The following is a 15,732-nucleotide window of genomic DNA, read 5'->3' on the forward strand; positions in this document are numbered from 1 at the left end:
AGCGCCCCCACCACGATCACGGTTTTTCCGGTCGTGCTGGACTGCCGGGCGCCACCCGAGGAAGCGACCAACACCAGTTCCCGTGGGCGGATTGCGCGCGCCGGCGCCACGCAGCAGAAGGCCATAGAGGCCGCGCATGAGTTCACCCCCACGGGCGCGTCCTGATTCACCAGGAACGTACATGCCGAAGAAAAAAACGGAAACGGTGCCCGGCACCGACAGTGCCGGCACAGCCACACCCACCTCCACACGTTCGCGGCGCCCTTCGGCCGCGCCAGCGGCCGAAGCCGCCCCCAAACCCCGCACCAGCCGCGCGAAAAAAGCCCAGAGCAGCGGGCCCGACGCGCTGAACGCCCCCGTGGCCCAGCCCTCCCCCGATCACAGTAGTTCACCTGTTCCGGCCCCCATAGCGGAGCTGGACAGCGCAACCACCCCGGTCCGTGCACCACGCCGGGGGAAAAAGGCAACCCAGCCCGGGCCGGTCCTGGCGCCAACGCCCCAGCCCGAAGCCACCATCCCTGAAGCCAGTGGCACGGAAATCCCTGTCATTGAAACCGCTGTACCCGAAACGCCGGTGCCCACCGCGGGTGTGGGCAAGAAGCGGACAGGCCGGCAGCCCCGCCAGGTCCAGCCCAGCGAAACCCCGTTGGGCAGCGCCCAGAGCACCGATGAGCCGCCGAATGCCCTCCAGGCGACCGACGCCGACCCCCACGAACCGGGAGGCACCACGGTTCAGGCCGCTGAAAGCGCAGCCGCACCTGACACGGCCGCCCTGAATACCCCCGCGCCCGGGACGGCCACGCCGGCCAGACGGGGCCGGAAGATCCGGCTGGCGGCCCCGGCCGACTCCGAGGCGGCCACGCCACCCGAAGTGTCCGCGCCGGCTCAGGTCAGCAGCGCCGAAGCCCAGCCCCCGGTCCCGGCCCGCCGGGGTCGGCGCGGGGCGGTGAAGGCCGCGCCCCCTGCCCTGGACGTGGCCCCGGTTGCGGCCCCAACCGACCCCACGCCCGCCGACCTGGGTCCAACCAACCCGGTCCCAGCCCCCCTGCAGGCCCCCGAACCGGATCCCGTGATTCTGGAGGTGCCCCGCAAACGCGCCGGTCGGCCGCGCAAGGCGGCCCTCTCGGCCGCGCCGCTGCCCGAGGTGCTGTCCGGCGTGGAAGCGGTGGCCCAGACGCCCGCAGCGGCCACCAGCCCTGAGCCCGTTGAGTCTGGGCTGGTCGAATCTGATCTGGCCGGGGCGGCGCCCGTGGCTCCCGCCCGCAAGCGGCGTGGCCGCAAAGCGCGGCCGGACGCGGAAACAGAGCTGAGCCCCGCCGCGCCGGTGGCCGAACAGGCCCCCGCCCAGGCCCAGGACCCCCAGCCCAGCCCGCAGGAGCAGGAAGACGCGGCCCACCCCGGGCGCGACATCGTGGTGGCGCAGCTGCGCAAGCTGGGGCGCCCGGTGCACGTGCGCGATCTGGAACGCACCTTTACCCGCCAGACCATGAACCGCCTGGGCGACTGGCGCGACCTGACCGAGCTGCTGGAAACCCTGGTGGACAGCGGCGAGGTGGTGCGCACCCGCAAGAAGACCTACGGCCTGCCCGAGGCCATGAGCCTTGTGCGCGGACGCTTCCAGGCGTCGGCGGCGGGCTTTGGCTTCGTGATTCCCGACAGCGGCGGCGAGGACTTCTATATTCCCGCCGAGCAGACCCTGGAAGCCTGGAACGGCGACATCGTGCTGGTGCGCATGGAAGGCCGGGGCGACAGCCGTGAGGACCGGGGCGGACGCAGCCCCCGCCGGGGCCAGCGCGGCGACGGCAACCCCCGGGCCAGCGTGGTGCGTATTGTGCAGCGCGCCTACCGGCAGCTGGTGGGCACGCTGGAATTCCACCACGGCCACCCCATCCTGAAGCCCGACGACCACCGCGCCCGCCACCGCATTCTGCTGCTGCCCGAGGGCCTGGACGATCTGCAGGCCGGCGCCCGCGTGGTCACCGAGCTGTTCTGGCCGGAAAACACCGGCGAGGACGAGGTGTTCGGCCAGATTACCCGCGTGCTGGGTGAGCAGGACGACCCGGTGACCGAGACCGAAGCCGTGATCGTGAAGTTCGGCCTGCGCGGCGACTTCCCGGACGAGGTGCAGGAACAGGCGAGCGCCATTCCCACCCAGATTCCCGAGGAGGCCCTGAGTGGCCGCCTGGACCTGCGCGGCTTCAACATCTTTACCGTGGACGGCCGCGACGCCAAGGACTTTGACGACGCGATTCATATCCAGCCCACGCCGGAGGGCACCTTTGTGGTGGGCATTCACATTGCCGACGTGAGCCACTACGTGCAGGAGGGCAGTCCGCTGGACCTGGAGGCCTACGCGCGGGCCACCAGCGTGTACCTGCCGGGGCGCGTGCTGCCCATGCTGCCCGAGCACGTCAGCAACGGCGTGTGTTCCCTGGTGCCCTACGAGGACCGCCTCACCATGACCGCCCTGGTGGAGCTGTCGGCCGAGGGCGAGATTCTGAAGGTGCAGCTGGCGCCCAGCGTCATCAACTCCAAGGCGCGCCTGACCTACGACGAGGTGCAGGCGTACAGCGAGGCCACCGCCACGCTGCCCGAACACGCCCGGCACCTCGAAGGCGACCTGCACCTGCTGTTGAAAATCACCACCAAGCTGCGCCAGAAGCGCCTGCGTGAAGGTGCGCTGGACTTCAAGCTGCGCGAGGTGAAGGTGGACGTGGGCCCGGACGGCCGCATGGAACTCATTCCCATCCGCGAGGAAACCGCGCGCGGCATGATTGAGGACCTGATGCTGCTGGCCAACAAGGTGGTGGCCCACGAGCTGCTGCAGCGCGAGCTGCCGGCGCTGTTCCGCATTCACGAGGAACCCACCCTGCAGCGCTTTCAGGAGGTCAGCGGCGCCATTGGGCGGCTGGGGCTGGCCTTTCCACCCCGCAGGCGTACCAGGCGGTCCTCAAGCAGGTGCGCGGCACCCCGCGCGAGGGCATCGTGAACACGCTGCTGCTGCGGTCGATGCAGCAGGCGAAGTACGCCGGGGAAAACCTGGGGCACTTCGGGCTGGCGTTCGACGAGTACCTGCATTTCACCTCGCCCATCCGCCGCTACCCGGACCTGCTGGTGCACCGCGTGCTCAAGGGCATGCTGAGCGGCGACCTGAAGGCTGGCAACCGCGCGGTGGCGCAGTTGCAGGCCCGGTTGCCCGGCATGGGCGACCACACCTCCGAGCGCGAGCGCGCCGCCGCCGAGGCAGAACGCGACCTGACCAAGTACTACCAGGCCAAGTGGGCGCAGGAGCATATCGGCGAGTCCTTTCACGGCAACGTGTCTGGCGTGGTGGCCAGCGGCCTGTTTGTGGCGCTGGACAACGGCGTGGAAGGCAAACTGCACATCACGCACCTGGACGATGATTACTACGTCTTTGTGGAAGATGCGCAGATGCTCAAGGGCCGCAGCCGGGGCCGCAGCTACCGCCTGGGCGACCCTGTGCACGTCACCATTCACGCCGTCAACCCCATGGCCCGCCAGACCGATTTCACCCTGGCGGACCCCGAGAGCCCGGACTTCCGCCCCGGCGACATTCATCAGGAGACCGATATGGATTCACCCGTCAAACCCCGCGCCCGCCGCCGCGAAGACCGCGAGCAGGAAAAGCGCGAGAAACTGCAGCAGCTGCCGGTGAGCGAGCCCAAGAAATTCACGTTGGACGACCCCTCGGCGGGCCCCACCCTCTCGCCCTCGGCGGGCGCGGGCCGGCCCCCCGGTCGCGGGCGCCTGCAGGGGGGCGGGGCCCGGCCCCAGGGCCGCACCTTCGGCGGCGCCCCCATGGGCGGCCGGGGCGCGCGGCGCGTGATTACCCTGGAGCGCCCCCGCAACGAGCACCTGCGCCCGGTGAACATCACCGTGCAGCGCATGTACTTCGGGGACTGGACCCTGGAGAACATGCCCCCCGAGGACGGTCAGGGTGGGCCGCCCCAGGGCCGCAGCGGCCGCCCCATGAACGGCCGCCCCGAGCGTGGCGGGGGCGGCGCCCGGGGCTTTACCCGGGGGGGCAATGACCGGGGGGCCGCCGGGCGCCTGAATGGTCGGCCCGCCGGCGGCCCCCGCCCGGGGCGCGAGCAACAGGCCCGCGAAAGCACCGCGCCGGCCCCCGCCGAGGCCAGCACGCCCCCCAGCGCCGAGGACGCCAAGCGCCGCCGCCGCCGCCGGGGCCGGCGCGGGGGCACCCCCGGCCAGAGCTAACCTTTCAGCTCCATTCTCAGCGCGCCCCTGGTTCCCAGTAGCCAGGGGCGCGCTGTGGTTCCCATTCGCGGTGAGGCCAGGATGCCTCTGCTTCAAGGCGCCTTCATGCCACGCTCGGGGCGCCGTCAGACAATCCCACGGTTTCTTGAAGGCGTTCTCACAGGCCAGAGCGGGCCGGCGTCTACTCTTCATGATTGTCCCGCACCCGCTGCGGACAGGGCCAGGGGCCTGAGGGCCCGCCTGCCACCACACGCCAGATTCCCCCCAGAACCCCAACACCCTTCAAGGGAGGAAGGCTCATGACGACCTTGTTAAGGCCAGATACAGACGAGGGGCGCCGTCGCCTGGGCGCCCACCTGCTTCCCGGAGGACAGGCCACGCGTTTTAGCGTGTGGAGCACCCGCGCCCGTGAGGTGCAGGTCCGGGTGAACGGTCAGACCCTGCCGCTGCAGCCGCAGGGGGACGGCTATTTTGAAGCCACGGTGCCGGTGGGCGCCGGCGCGCGCTACGCCTTTGTGCTCGACGGCCTGACCCTGCCAGACCCCTACGCCCGCTTTCTGCCCGGCGGCGTGCACGGCGAGGCCGAGGTGATCGACCCCGGCGCCTACGTGTGGCAGTACCCCGACTGGCCAGGGCGGCGCCTGGACGAGTGCGTGTTCTACGAACTCCACGTGGGCACCTTTACCCCCGAGGGCACCCTGAAGGCCGCCGCCGAGCGCCTGCCCGAACTGCGTGACCTGGGCGTGACTGCGGTGGAACTCATGCCGCTGGCGGCCTTTCCGGGCCAGCGCGGCTGGGGCTACGACGGGGTGGCGCTGTACGCCCCCTTTGCGCCCTACGGCCGCCCCGAAGACCTGATGGCCTTTGTGGACCGCGCGCACGGCCTGGGGCTGGGGGTGTTTCTGGACGTGGTGTACAACCATTTTGGCCCGGACGGCAATTACCTCTCGGCCTACAGTCCCTCGTACTTTACCGACCGCTTTCATACCGCCTGGGGCCAGGGCCTGGACTACGCCGAGCCGCACATGCGCCGCCTGATCACCGACAACGCCCAGATGTGGCTGCGCGACTACCGCTTCGATGGCCTGCGGCTGGACGCCACCGCCTCCATGCAGGACGACAGCCCCGAGCACATCCTCTGTGAGCTGGCGCGTGAGGTCCACGCCCTGGGTGGCCACCACCTGCTGCTGGCCGAGGACCACCGCAACCACCCTGAACTGGTGACTGACTACGGCCTGGACGGCATCTGGGTGGACGATTTTCACCACGAAACGCGGGTGGTCATCACCGGCGAGCAGGAGGGCTACTACGGCGGTTACCGGGGCCACGCCGAGAGTCTGGCGCGCATTCTTACCCGGGGCTGGCTGTACGAGGGGCAGTTCTGGCACGTGACGGGCGAGGAACACCACCGCGGCAAACCGGCCGACGGGCTGGAAGCGCCCAGCTTCGTGTACTGCATTCAGAACCACGACCAGATTGGCAACCGCGCGCTGGGTGACCGCCTGCAGGCCTTTGAGGGCGTGACCGCCGCCGAATTCCGGGGAGCCAGCACCCTGCTGCTCTCGCTGCCCATGACCCCGCTGCTGTTTCAGGGCCAGGAGTGGATGGCGAGCACGCCCTTTCCCTTTTTCAGTGACCACCACGGCGAACTGGGCCAGATGGTGACCGAGGGGCGGCGGCGCGAATTCGCGTACTTCTCGGGCTTCAGCACCCTGGACGTGCCGGACCCGCAGGCCGAGGCCACCTTTGAGAGCGCCAAGCTGAACTGGGCCGAGCGCGAGCAGGGCGAACACGCCCGTACCCTGGCGCTGTACCGCGCGCTGCTGCGCCTGCGCCGGGACGACCCGGTGCTCGCGGTGCGCACGCGCCGGGCCCTGTCGGCCGGCACCTTCGGCGCCCACACCGAGACCGAAGGCCTGTGGGTGCGCTGGCAGACGGACCAGGGCGAGCGGGCGCTCGTGTGGAACCTCACCGGCCAGCCGCTACGCGCCGCACATCTGAGCCTGCCCTTTGCCCTGCCGCCCCGGGTGCTGCTGCACTCCGAGGGGGACCCGGCCCAGCCGCTGGCCCTGGACACGCTCAGTCTGGCCCCCGGCGAAGCGGCCCTGCTGGCCCCGGCCCGACAGGACCAGGCATGACGGAAGCCAGCACCATGAACGCCGGTATGACCGCACCTGCCTTCACGCCCCACCTGCCCGGCAGCACCTACCGCCTGCAACTGCACGCCGGCTTTGATTTCGCGGCGGCCCGGCGCGTGCTGCCGTACCTGAAACGGCTGGGCATCACGGACCTGTACCTCTCGCCCATCTGGACCAGTACGCCGGGGTCCACCCACGGCTATGACGTGACCGACCACGCGCAGGTGAACCCCGAACTGGGCGGACTGGCGGGGCTGCGCCGCCTGTCGGCCCGCGCCCGGGAACTGGGCCTGGGCCTGATTGCCGACTTTGTGCCCAACCACATGGGGATTCAGGGCGGGCACAACCCCTACTGGGAAGACGTGCTGCGCCACGGCCAGGCCAGCCGCTACGCCCATTTCTTCGATATTTCCTGGCATCCGCTCAAGCGCGCCCTGGAGGGCAAGGTGCTGCTGCCGGTACTGGGCGACCAGTATGGCCGGGTGCTGGAACGCGGCGAACTGACCCTGACCCACGAAGGCGGTGAGTTCTGGCTGCGCTACTGGGAGCGGCGCCTGCCGCTGTCGCCGCGCTCGGTGGCGCTGCTGCTGGCCGATCTGCAAGCCGCTCTGCGCGGCGCCGATACCGAGACGCTGGGCGAACTGGCCAGCATTCGCCGCTCGGTGGACCACCTGCCGCGCAGCACCGAACCCGGCCTGTCCGACGAGGACCGCGTGATCCGCGCCCAGGAAGCCCAGGTGGTGACCCGGCGCCTGGGGGCTCTGCTGGCCGGCAACGCGGCCGTGCGCCGGGCGCTGGACGAGACGGTGGCGGCCATCAACGCCGACCACGCGCGCCTGGACCGGCTGATTGGCGAGCAGAATTACCGCCTGGCTTTCTGGAAGGTGGCAGCCGAGGAGATCAATTACCGGCGCTTTTTCGACATCAACGACCTTGCCGCGCTGCGCATGGAAGACCCGCGCGTGTTCGCCTGGGCCCACGCCACGCTGTTCGAGCTGCTGCGCGAGGGGGTTCTGCAGGGCGTGCGGCTGGACCACACCGACGGCCTGTACGACCCGGCCGGCTACTTCCGCGCGCTGCAGGCCGGGGCGGCGCACGCCCTGGGACAGGACCCACTGATCACCACACGCGGCGAAAAGGCGCTGTATGTGGTGGCCGAGAAGATTCTGGAACCCGGCGAGGCGCTGCCGCGCAACTGGGCGGTTCACGGCACCACCGGCTACGACTTTCTGGCGCAGCTGAGCGGCGCCTTTGTGGACCCGGCGGCCGAGGAGGACCTGAGTGCCATTTACCGCCGCTTCACCGGCGAACGCGCCAGCTACGGCGAGCAGCTGTACCGGGGCAAGCAGCTGATTCAGCGCCTGAGCCTGCCCGGCGAGGTGAATGTGCTGGCCGAGCACCTTGAGCGCCTGTCAGAAGCGGACCTGCGCGCCCGGGACTTTACCCTCAGCACGCTGCGCCAGGCCATCCGCGAGGTGATTGCCACCTTTCCGGTCTACCGCACCTACCTGCGCGAAACCGGCGAGCGCGAGGCCGGCGATGACGCCAAGATTGACCACGCTGTGCGCGACGCGGCTGCCCACAACCGGCGCGAGGTGGGCGCGCTGGACCCCAGCGTGTTCGAATACCTGCGCGCGGTGCTGACCCTGGATACCGACGACGAGGCCACGCGCGCCGCCTATGCCGAATTCACCCTGAAGTTCCAGCAGCTGACGGGCCCGGTGACGGCCAAGGGGGCCGAGGACACGGCCTTTTACCGCTACGGCCGCCTGGTGTCGCTGAACGAGGTGGGAGGCGATCCCGCGCTGTTCGGCACGCCGCTGGCCACCTTTCACGCCGAGGCCGGGGCGCGTGCCCGCCACTGGCCGCACGCCATGCTGGGCGGCAGCACCCACGACACCAAGCGCGGCGAGGACACCCGCGCGCGCATCCATGTGCTGTCCGAACTGCCCCAGACCTGGGCCGCGTACCTGAGCCGCTGGTCACCACTGATTCGCGGCCTGGAAACCGAACTGGAGCTGGGCCCGGCCCCCACCCGGCTGGACACCTACGTGTTTCTGCAAAACGCCCTGGGCGCCTACCCGCTGGGCGGCAACCTGGAGGGTTTTGCTGAGCGCCTGAGTGCCTACATGCTCAAGGCCGCCCGTGAAGCCAAGCTGCGCACGAGCTGGGCCGCCCCCGACGCCGATTACGAGGCGGCGCTGGACCGGCTGGTGCGTGGCCTGCTGGGCAGCGACGATTTTCTGGCCTCGCTGCGCGAGCTGCATGAACGCATCAGCCCCTACGGCGCGCAGAACGGCCTGTCGGCCACGCTGGTGCGCCTGACTGCCCCCGGGGTGCCAGATACCTACCAGGGCAGCGAGGGCTGGAACCAGAGTCTCGTGGACCCGGACAACCGCCGCCCCGTGGACTACGCCGCGCTGGCCCGCACCCTGGGCCGCTTGGAACGCGGCGGCGTGGGCGCCGACCCGGCCCGGCTGCTGGCCCGCTACGACACCGGCGACGTGAAGGTGCTCGTCACCCGCGCCGCCCTGCGCGCCCGCGCCGAGCACCCGGCGATGTTCCGGCAGGGCAGCTACGCCGCGCTGGGCGGGGGGCGCCACGTGCTGGGCTTCGTGCGCGAACATGGCCGCGCGCGGGCCATCACAGTGGCCCCCCGCCTGACCCTGAGCCTGACCCGCGAGCGCACGCCCTGGGCCCAGGGCACCGTGTGGGGCAACCGCCAGCTGACCCTGCCGGCCGGCACCTACCGCAACGCCCTGACCGGCGAGCGCCTGCGGGTGCGCGGCGACAAGACCCCGCTGGCCAAGATTCTGGAGGACTTTCCGCTGGCCCTGCTGCTGAGTGAGGGGTGACGGCGGCGGGCAGAGAGTGGGAAGGGGTGAGGGGGAAAAGCATTCTGGTGGGTGTGCCTGGGACAGCGGCAGGAAGAGCACCCCACCCTGCCGGGCCTTCAGAATCTTGAGCGAATCCGGGAAACTTTTTCGCCCTGCAGCCCGTATCCTGGGGTGTATGCAGACCTATCCCACCACGTCGGCCCGGACCACGGACCTTGTCCGCACGTTCATGGCCCGCACCTATTCCTGGATGGCGGCGGGGCTGGCCCTCACCGCCGGTGTGGCGTACCTGACCGCCCAGAATGAGGTGCTGGCCCTGCAGGTGTACAACCTGCGCTGGCCCCTGATGTTCGCCCAGCTGGCCCTGGTGTTTGTGCTGAGCCTCGCCGCGCAGCGCCTGAACAGCGCCGTGGCCGGCGCCCTGTTCATCGCCTATGCCGCCCTGACCGGCCTGACCTTCTCCGGCCTGCTGATGACTTACGACGCCAGCGCTGTGACTGCCGCCTTTGCCACCACCGCCGGCACCTTCGGCCTGATGAGCGTGGCCGGCTTCCTGATCAAGAAGGACCTCAGTGCCATGGGCCGGTTTTTCATGTTCGCCGTGCTGGGCCTGTTCGTGGCCATGATCGTGAACCTGTTCGTGGCCAGTGGCCCGCTGACCCTGATGATCTCCATCGTGGGCGTGCTGCTGTTCGCGGGTCTGACCGCCTACGACACCCAGATGCTGCGCAACCTCGCCCTGAGCGGCGTGCAGGGCGAGATGGCCGAGCGCGCGGCGATCAACGGCGCCCTGGCCCTGTACCTGGATTTCATCAACATGTTCCTGTTCATCCTGCGACTGTTTGGCGCCAGCCGCGACTGAGCGCTGACAAGCAGAAAACACCCCGCGAGTGTGACGCTCGCGGGGTGTTTTCTGGCTCTGGGCTCTGGGCCATGAGCCATGAGGAGGCCGCTGTTGGGGGCTTGATACGAATTCGGGTTGAACAGTTTTGGTCACTGTTCAACCTGAGCAGAGCGAGGAGGGAAAAACGGTTGCCGGGAAAGGAGAGATTGAATCGGCGGTGTCCCGAGTTCGATCACGGATTGAACGAAAACCTCTGCTCCTCTAGGGAACTTGGCCAGCAACCTGAAAGGCCTACAGAGAAGCCCCAAGCCCTCTCTCCCCGAACCTCATGGCCCAGAGCCCATGGCTCATGGCCTGTCCCCTACCGCCCGTACACACTGTTGAAATACTTCGACGCTGAATTCGCCTCGGCGCGCAGGGTGGCGAAGGGAATGACGCCAGTTTCAGCGCAGGCGGCCACCACATGCGGCAGGCCCGACGGCGTGAGGTTCAGGCCTGCTGGGCTCAGGTGGGCGGTGAAGCTGGGGGCCTCTTCGCGCAGCACATTCAGGCACTCGCGGTCCATGCCGCTCTGCACGGCCTTCAGGTACAGCTCTTTTTGCCGCGCCGGGGTGAGGCGAGGCCACAGGGCCTGCAGCGCCACCGCCTTCCCCGTCGTGCGGTCCAGAATGGCGCCCTCGGTAAAACTGTCCGGATGGGCGCCGCCGCAGTCGTAATACACGTCGTCGCGCAGGCTCAGCAGCTGTCCCTTCTGAAAGGTGAGCTGGGTGCGGACCTCATAGCCCGCCTGGGGGTCGTTCTGCAGGTCCTGCGGCAACATGGCGCGGCAGTCCAGGGTGCTCACGGCGTGGTCCAGCTGCCGGTCCTGCAGAGCCGCGTTCAGGGCCGCGCTGCCCCCGGGCACCCGGGGGTACACCACACCCGAGGCGGGTTCGCGCACGCTGCGGCCGTCTGCCGCCTTGACCCACGGGCGGTTCACCTTCAGGAACGCCATGGGGTCGCCCGTGCGCAGCGACAGCAGCCCCGGTGAGACGCCCAGCGCCAGGGGCAGCTTTTCCGGGTCCACGCGGTTCAGGGTCACGGCCAGGGGGGCCTTGCCTGGAGCCTGCCAGGTGCCCTTCAGGCCAGCAGCAGTGGGGCTCAGGCGGAAACAGCCGGTCACGACGGGTTCCGAGGCGCGTGTCTTGCGCACCGTCTCTTCCAGAATCAGGGTCTGACCGCTGCGGCGCGCTGTCAGGTCCAGGTCAATGCCCCGGCGCTCGTAGAAATAACGGGTGTCGTCCTGTGGGGCCAGCCGCAGCGCCACTGGCAGGCCGCCAATCATGCCGCGAAACAGCGCCGCGCCCTGGGTGGCCCTGGGCAACCACTCGGGCCACTCGTTCGTGCCGCCGCAGCTGCCAGGAGCCTGCGCCCCGGCCCAGCCTACTGTCAGAAGTGCCGCCGCCGTCAGATGCCGCTTTCGCATGGCCGCAGCGTACCCCGGCATGCGGGCGCCCGGCGCACTGGGCCGCGTCCGCTTCGCTCAGCCCTCGTCGCTGCGCCCCTCCATGGTGCCGGTGCGCAGGAGCCTCGCCTCGCCCGGGCCAAACGGGGTGTGGGCGCACGACCACGCCACCGCCGCTTCTATGTCGTAGGCCACCGCATGGAAGGTGACGCTCCACTGGCCCCCTACCCGGTTCAGCTCCGTCCAGCGGGCGCGGGGATCGCCGTCCACCTGATCGCTGACCGACCCCGCGTTGACCACCAGCGTGTCGCCCACCCGCGTGGCCCCGGCGCGGTGGGTGTGGCCGCACAGCACCACCCCGGCGCCCAGCGGCTCAACCAGCGCACGCAACTCCCCCGGTTCGCGGGCGCGGTAGAAGCCCGCCGGGTCCCACGCCCATAGCAGGCTCTCCCAGGCGCTCTGGGGGGTGCCGTGGCAGGCGTACAGGTCGCCGCTGCGGGCCTCCAGAGGCAGAGCCGCAATCCGGGCCAGCGCCCCTGGCGGCATATGGGCCTCCAGCCACGCGCCGTACGCGCGGGTGAGCGCACCACGCCGGCCCCCCGGCCACAGCTTTTCCTCGTTGTTGCCGCGCACCTCCAGGGCGCCACCTGCGGCCAGTTCGGCCTGCAGGGCCAGCGCGCGGGCCGGGTCGGCGCTGCCCTCAGCCTGATCGCCCAGATTCACGATCAGGTCGGGCGCTGCCGGCCGGACCCTGCGCAGCACGGCGTCCAGGGCAAAGGCATTGCCGTGTGTATCACTGATCACCGCCACCCGCATCTGGACCTCAGGGTAGCGCGTGAGGGCCGGCACCCGGCCTCTCTAGACTGCAGTCCATGCGCCCCTCCCCACGCTCTTGCTGCGGCCACCCCCCATGCTGACCATCCGCCCCCGCACCCCGGCGGACCTGCCGGTGCTGGTCGCCGCCCTGCGCGCCGTCCATGAGGCGCAGGGCTACCCCTCGCTGTGGCCCGAGGACCCCGAGGCGTTTGTAACCGGGCGCGGCGACGCCTGGGTGACCCTGTGGCGCGGGCAGCCAGCAGGACAGGTGCTGCTCTCGCCCCTGACCCCGCCGCTGCCCGCCTGGGCAAGCGTGCTGCCAGGCCCCGGGCCCCATCTGGAAGTCAAACGGCTGTTCGTGGCCCCGGCGGCCCAGGGTCAGGGGGCCGCGCGCGCCCTGCTGGCCCACGCGGCGGCCCAGGCGCGGCAGGCGGGCGCCCGCGCGGCGCTGCAGGTGAACGAACGCAGCGCGCCGGCCACCACCCTGTACGAGCGCGAGGGCTGGCGGCGCCTGGGCCGCACCCAGGGCACCTGGCGGGAGGCCGACGGCGGGGTGCCCACCGTGCTGGTGTACGCCGCCCCGGCTTGAGGCTCGCTTCATCTGTGAACGGCCGTTTACGTGGGTTCAGGGTGTTCTTGGCTTTTCCCTGGCACCCTGAAGCCATGCCAGACAAGGACGACAAGAACAAGGGCCACACCAGCCTGCCGCCGCAGTACGAGCGCAACGAGCAGGAGGTTCACGAGATTGAGGACGGCCACGAGCCCTCGCTGAAAAGCGTGAACGACCGCGAGGCCCTGGCGCCGCGCAACAACGACAACGGCCTGAGCCACAAGGAGCTGCGCGACCGCGAGGAAGCCCGCAGCGTGCCTGCCACCAAGCAGGGCTGATCAGGAGAGGGAAGGGGGCCAGGGCATGCAAACCCCTGGCCCCCTCCCCTGGTGGGGCACCCTGAACCCATGACGCGCCCCACCCCCGGCATCCTCGCCCTGGCTGGCCTGTTCGTGGTGGCTGGGGTGCTGCATTTTGTCGCGCCAAAGCCCTTTGACCGCATCGTGCCGCCCTGGGTGCCCATCAGCCCACGCCGCGCCACGCTGCTGAGCGGCGCGGCCGAATTGCTGGGCGGCCTGGGCCTGCTGCACCCCGCCACGCGCCCGGCCGCCCGCTGGGGCCTGCTGGCGCTGCTCCTGGCGGTCTTTCCGGCCAACGTGTTTATGGCCCAGGCCCCGGACCGCTTCGGGGTCAGCCCGGCGGTGGCCTGGGGCCGTCTGCCGCTGCAACCGCTGCTGATGTGGGCCGTGTGGCGCGCCGGGCGGCGCCAAGGACATCTCTCCTCACGGTTCGACTGCTGGGGAACGCGCCGAACAGCCGCCACGCCCGGGACAACGTCCTTTCTTCGAGACTCGCTTCGCTCGGTTCACCTGCAGGATGAACGTCATTGGGCTTAATCTGGCTCGGGCGGGCCGTCCTCCCAGGCCAGCAGGTCGCCGGGCTGGCAGTCCAGGGCGCGGCACAGGGCGTCCAGCGTGGAAAAGCGCACCGCCCGCGCCTTGCCCGTTTTCAGAATGCTGAGGTTGGCCAGCGTAATCCCCACGCGGCCCGAGAGTTCCGACAGGGTCATGCCGCGCGCCTCCAGCACGCGGTCAAGCTGCACACGAACCGGCATTAAACGGTCAGGGCCTGCTCGGCGCGCAGCTGCCGCTCGGCCTCGCGCAGGTCGTGGGCGCGGCGAAACACAACCGAGAGCACGGCCAGGGCCGCCGCCACCAGCAGCCAGGTGAAGGACAGTGAGGGCCAGACGCCGCCACCAATCACGAGGCGGGCGCCAGTGCCCAGCAGTTCGGCCCCCGGGATGCCCGTCAGGGCGTTGTCCAGCGCCCTGAACTGCCCGGTGCCCATAAACTGCCCCCAGCCCAGCACCGACCACGCCCACAGCGCCAGTTGCCACAGCAGCGCCACGCGGCTGGCCAGGGCCAGATCCTGGCTGTTGGCCAGGGCGAAGGGATCGAACAGCAGGCGGCGCAGCAGCGCAAAGCCCCGGCGGTAGATCAGCCAGGCCGAGGCCAGGGCCAGGGCTGCCATGCCCGCCACCACCAGCACCTCCTGCCCGTGCGGGAGGGGCACACTGGCGCCGGTCGTCCGGTAAACCACGTCCCCAATCTTGATCTTCAGGCTCAGCGGGGCCTCGAACCGGGCGCCGGCCTGCGGGGCCACCAGGAGCCAGAGCATGCCCGCCACGCTGAGCACCCCAGTAAGGGCCAGCCCCAGGCCCAGCAGCCCCAGTGACAGGTCCAGCACTGTGCGGGCCGTTTTCAGCGGCAGCGCGGGCAGACGGAGCCGGCGGCTCATATAGTGAGTGCCTCGTCCCGGCGCAGCGAGGCAATGTGCCGCACCGCCACCGACAGGGACAGCAGACCCAGACCAGGAAGGCTGGCCAGCAGCGTCATCAGAGCGCCGACGCCCAGAGTGCCCAGCCACCACAGCGGCCTGAACGGCTGTTCCAGCAGACTGGTCAAGCTCTGCACTGCCAGCTCCAGCGCGCAGCCGGCCAGTTGTACCCCCCCGGCCCGCCACAGCCACAGGGCCAGCTCATCCAGCCTGCCCTGCCCACTGGCCTGGGCGGCGCGCCAGATGAACGCCAGCACCACGGCCGACAGACTGGCCCAGCCCAGGTGCTCGGTTCGCGTGGGCAGCGCCATGCCAGGGGTCAGCCACCACCACACCGCGGTACCCACGCCCAGCAGGGGCACCGCAGCGAGACACAGCAGATGCAGCCGGCGGGTGGCCCGCCGCGCGGCCAGCGGCGCCACATCGGCGGCCAGCGTCATCACACCACCCCCTGTGACTGGTCCACGAGGACGCGGCCTTCGTCCAGCCACCCGGCCAGCACGAGCAGCAGCAGCGGCAGGGCCAGCGCTGTCAGGCCCATCAGCAGCTGATCGGGCGCCAGCATGGCTGCCCAGTGACCGCGGGCCTGCGCGGTGCTTCCTGGCCTCAGGGTTCCCGGCATAAGAACCAGGGCCAACCCCCAGATCGGAGCGGCATACAAGAACCGTTGCCCAGCCGCCCGCAGGCGCTCGCTGACTTCTCCGTGCAGGTGGCCGCTGCCGCGCGCGGTGGCCAGCGCCACACGCAGATGCCCGGAGGCCGACAGATTCACCACCAGCCCCAGCAGGGTCAGACCCAGCGCCGGCCCGGGCAGCCGGCCACCCGCTGTCACCAGCACCAGAGTGAGCCCGACCACCCCCAGCCACAGCAGCCCCAGCGACAGACTGCTCCCCAGATGCAGCACCCACAGCAGCCGATCAAATGAACGTGGTACAGCCGTCATAGCCCTCCCCTGCGGCGCAGGCCCAGCCACGCCGCTTATCGAGAAACGATATTATCGTTTTTCAATATGACTGGCCCCCCTGCCCCCG

The 15,732-nt window shown here is 70.2% G+C and carries 12 protein-coding genes and 1 pseudogene; 7 read left to right on the forward strand and 6 right to left on the reverse strand.

Translation table 11 applies throughout. The features are described from left to right. The first annotated feature begins 136 nt into the window (after window positions 1-136). The 4 genes and pseudogenes from rnr to C8263_RS08060 all read left to right on the forward strand — a co-directional run bounded on the left by rnr (window position 137) and on the right by C8263_RS08060 (window position 10,073). Window positions 137-4,236: pseudogene (gene rnr / locus C8263_RS08045) on the forward strand (ribonuclease R). Between the two features lie 299 nt (window positions 4,237-4,535). Continuing rightward, the gene (treZ, locus tag C8263_RS08050) at window positions 4,536-6,374 is read left to right on the forward strand and encodes a malto-oligosyltrehalose trehalohydrolase (RefSeq protein WP_107137604.1); all 1,839 of its coding nucleotides are present in this window, start codon (window positions 4,536-4,538) and stop codon (window positions 6,372-6,374) included. Between the two features lie 26 nt (window positions 6,375-6,400). Continuing rightward, complete coding sequence (gene treY / locus C8263_RS08055; RefSeq protein WP_107137678.1) at window positions 6,401-9,229, forward strand: malto-oligosyltrehalose synthase; 2,829 nt, start codon at window positions 6,401-6,403, stop codon at window positions 9,227-9,229. Window positions 9,230-9,386: 157 nt separating this feature from the next. Continuing rightward, window positions 9,387-10,073: a Bax inhibitor-1/YccA family protein gene (locus C8263_RS08060; protein WP_107137605.1), complete on the forward strand. Its 687-nt coding sequence runs from the start codon at window positions 9,387-9,389 to the stop codon at window positions 10,071-10,073. A 343-nt stretch (window positions 10,074-10,416) separates the two neighbouring features. Here C8263_RS08060 and C8263_RS08065 read toward each other — a convergent pair whose 3' ends face one another. Further along, window positions 10,417-11,520, reverse strand: a complete 1,104-nt coding sequence (locus tag C8263_RS08065; protein WP_233218720.1) for a hypothetical protein — start codon at window positions 11,518-11,520, stop codon at window positions 10,417-10,419. 57 nt (window positions 11,521-11,577) lie between these two features. After that, on the reverse strand, window positions 11,578-12,315 hold the full coding sequence (locus C8263_RS08070; RefSeq protein ID WP_107137680.1) for a metallophosphoesterase family protein: 738 nt from the start codon (window positions 12,313-12,315) through the stop codon (window positions 11,578-11,580). 94 nt (window positions 12,316-12,409) lie between these two features. On the opposite strand from C8263_RS08070, the gene C8263_RS08075 reads away from it, so the two are divergent. The 3 genes from C8263_RS08075 (at window position 12,410) to C8263_RS08085 (ending at window position 13,761) form a co-directional block, all read left to right on the forward strand. Then, window positions 12,410-12,904: a GNAT family N-acetyltransferase gene (locus tag C8263_RS08075; RefSeq protein ID WP_107137606.1), complete on the forward strand. Its 495-nt coding sequence runs from the start codon at window positions 12,410-12,412 to the stop codon at window positions 12,902-12,904. Between the two features lie 74 nt (window positions 12,905-12,978). After that, window positions 12,979-13,203, forward strand: coding sequence for a hypothetical protein (locus tag C8263_RS08080; RefSeq protein WP_107137607.1), 225 nt, complete (start codon window positions 12,979-12,981; stop codon window positions 13,201-13,203). A gap of 69 nt (window positions 13,204-13,272) precedes the next feature. Continuing rightward, complete coding sequence (locus tag C8263_RS08085) at window positions 13,273-13,761, forward strand: DoxX family protein (RefSeq protein WP_332888933.1); 489 nt, start codon at window positions 13,273-13,275, stop codon at window positions 13,759-13,761. Here C8263_RS08085 and C8263_RS08090 read toward each other — a convergent pair. From C8263_RS08090 to C8263_RS08105, 4 genes are read right to left on the reverse strand one after another with little or no spacing between them, the layout of a single operon-like run. Next, on the reverse strand, window positions 13,758-13,967 hold the full coding sequence (locus tag C8263_RS08090) for a helix-turn-helix domain-containing protein (protein WP_332888934.1): 210 nt from the start codon (window positions 13,965-13,967) through the stop codon (window positions 13,758-13,760). The two genes, C8263_RS08085 and C8263_RS08090, sit on opposite strands and share 4 nt — an antisense overlap. 11 nt (window positions 13,968-13,978) lie before the next feature. Next, window positions 13,979-14,662 carry a hypothetical protein gene (locus C8263_RS08095; RefSeq protein WP_107137609.1) on the reverse strand — a complete coding sequence of 228 codons (684 nt, stop codon included), beginning with the start codon at window positions 14,660-14,662 and terminating at the stop codon, window positions 13,979-13,981. Next, complete coding sequence (locus C8263_RS08100) at window positions 14,659-15,141, reverse strand: hypothetical protein (RefSeq protein ID WP_107137610.1); 483 nt, start codon at window positions 15,139-15,141, stop codon at window positions 14,659-14,661. Before C8263_RS08100 ends, C8263_RS08095 begins: the two co-directional genes overlap by 4 nt. Further along, window positions 15,141-15,644 carry a hypothetical protein gene (locus tag C8263_RS08105; protein ID WP_107137611.1) on the reverse strand — a complete coding sequence of 168 codons (504 nt, stop codon included), beginning with the start codon at window positions 15,642-15,644 and terminating at the stop codon, window positions 15,141-15,143. Before C8263_RS08105 ends, C8263_RS08100 begins: the two co-directional genes overlap by 1 nt. Between the last annotated feature and the right edge of the window lie 88 nt (window positions 15,645-15,732).

This window comes from Deinococcus arcticus (genome assembly GCF_003028415.1).
Taxonomy (GTDB): Bacteria; Deinococcota; Deinococci; order Deinococcales; family Deinococcaceae; genus Deinococcus; species Deinococcus arcticus.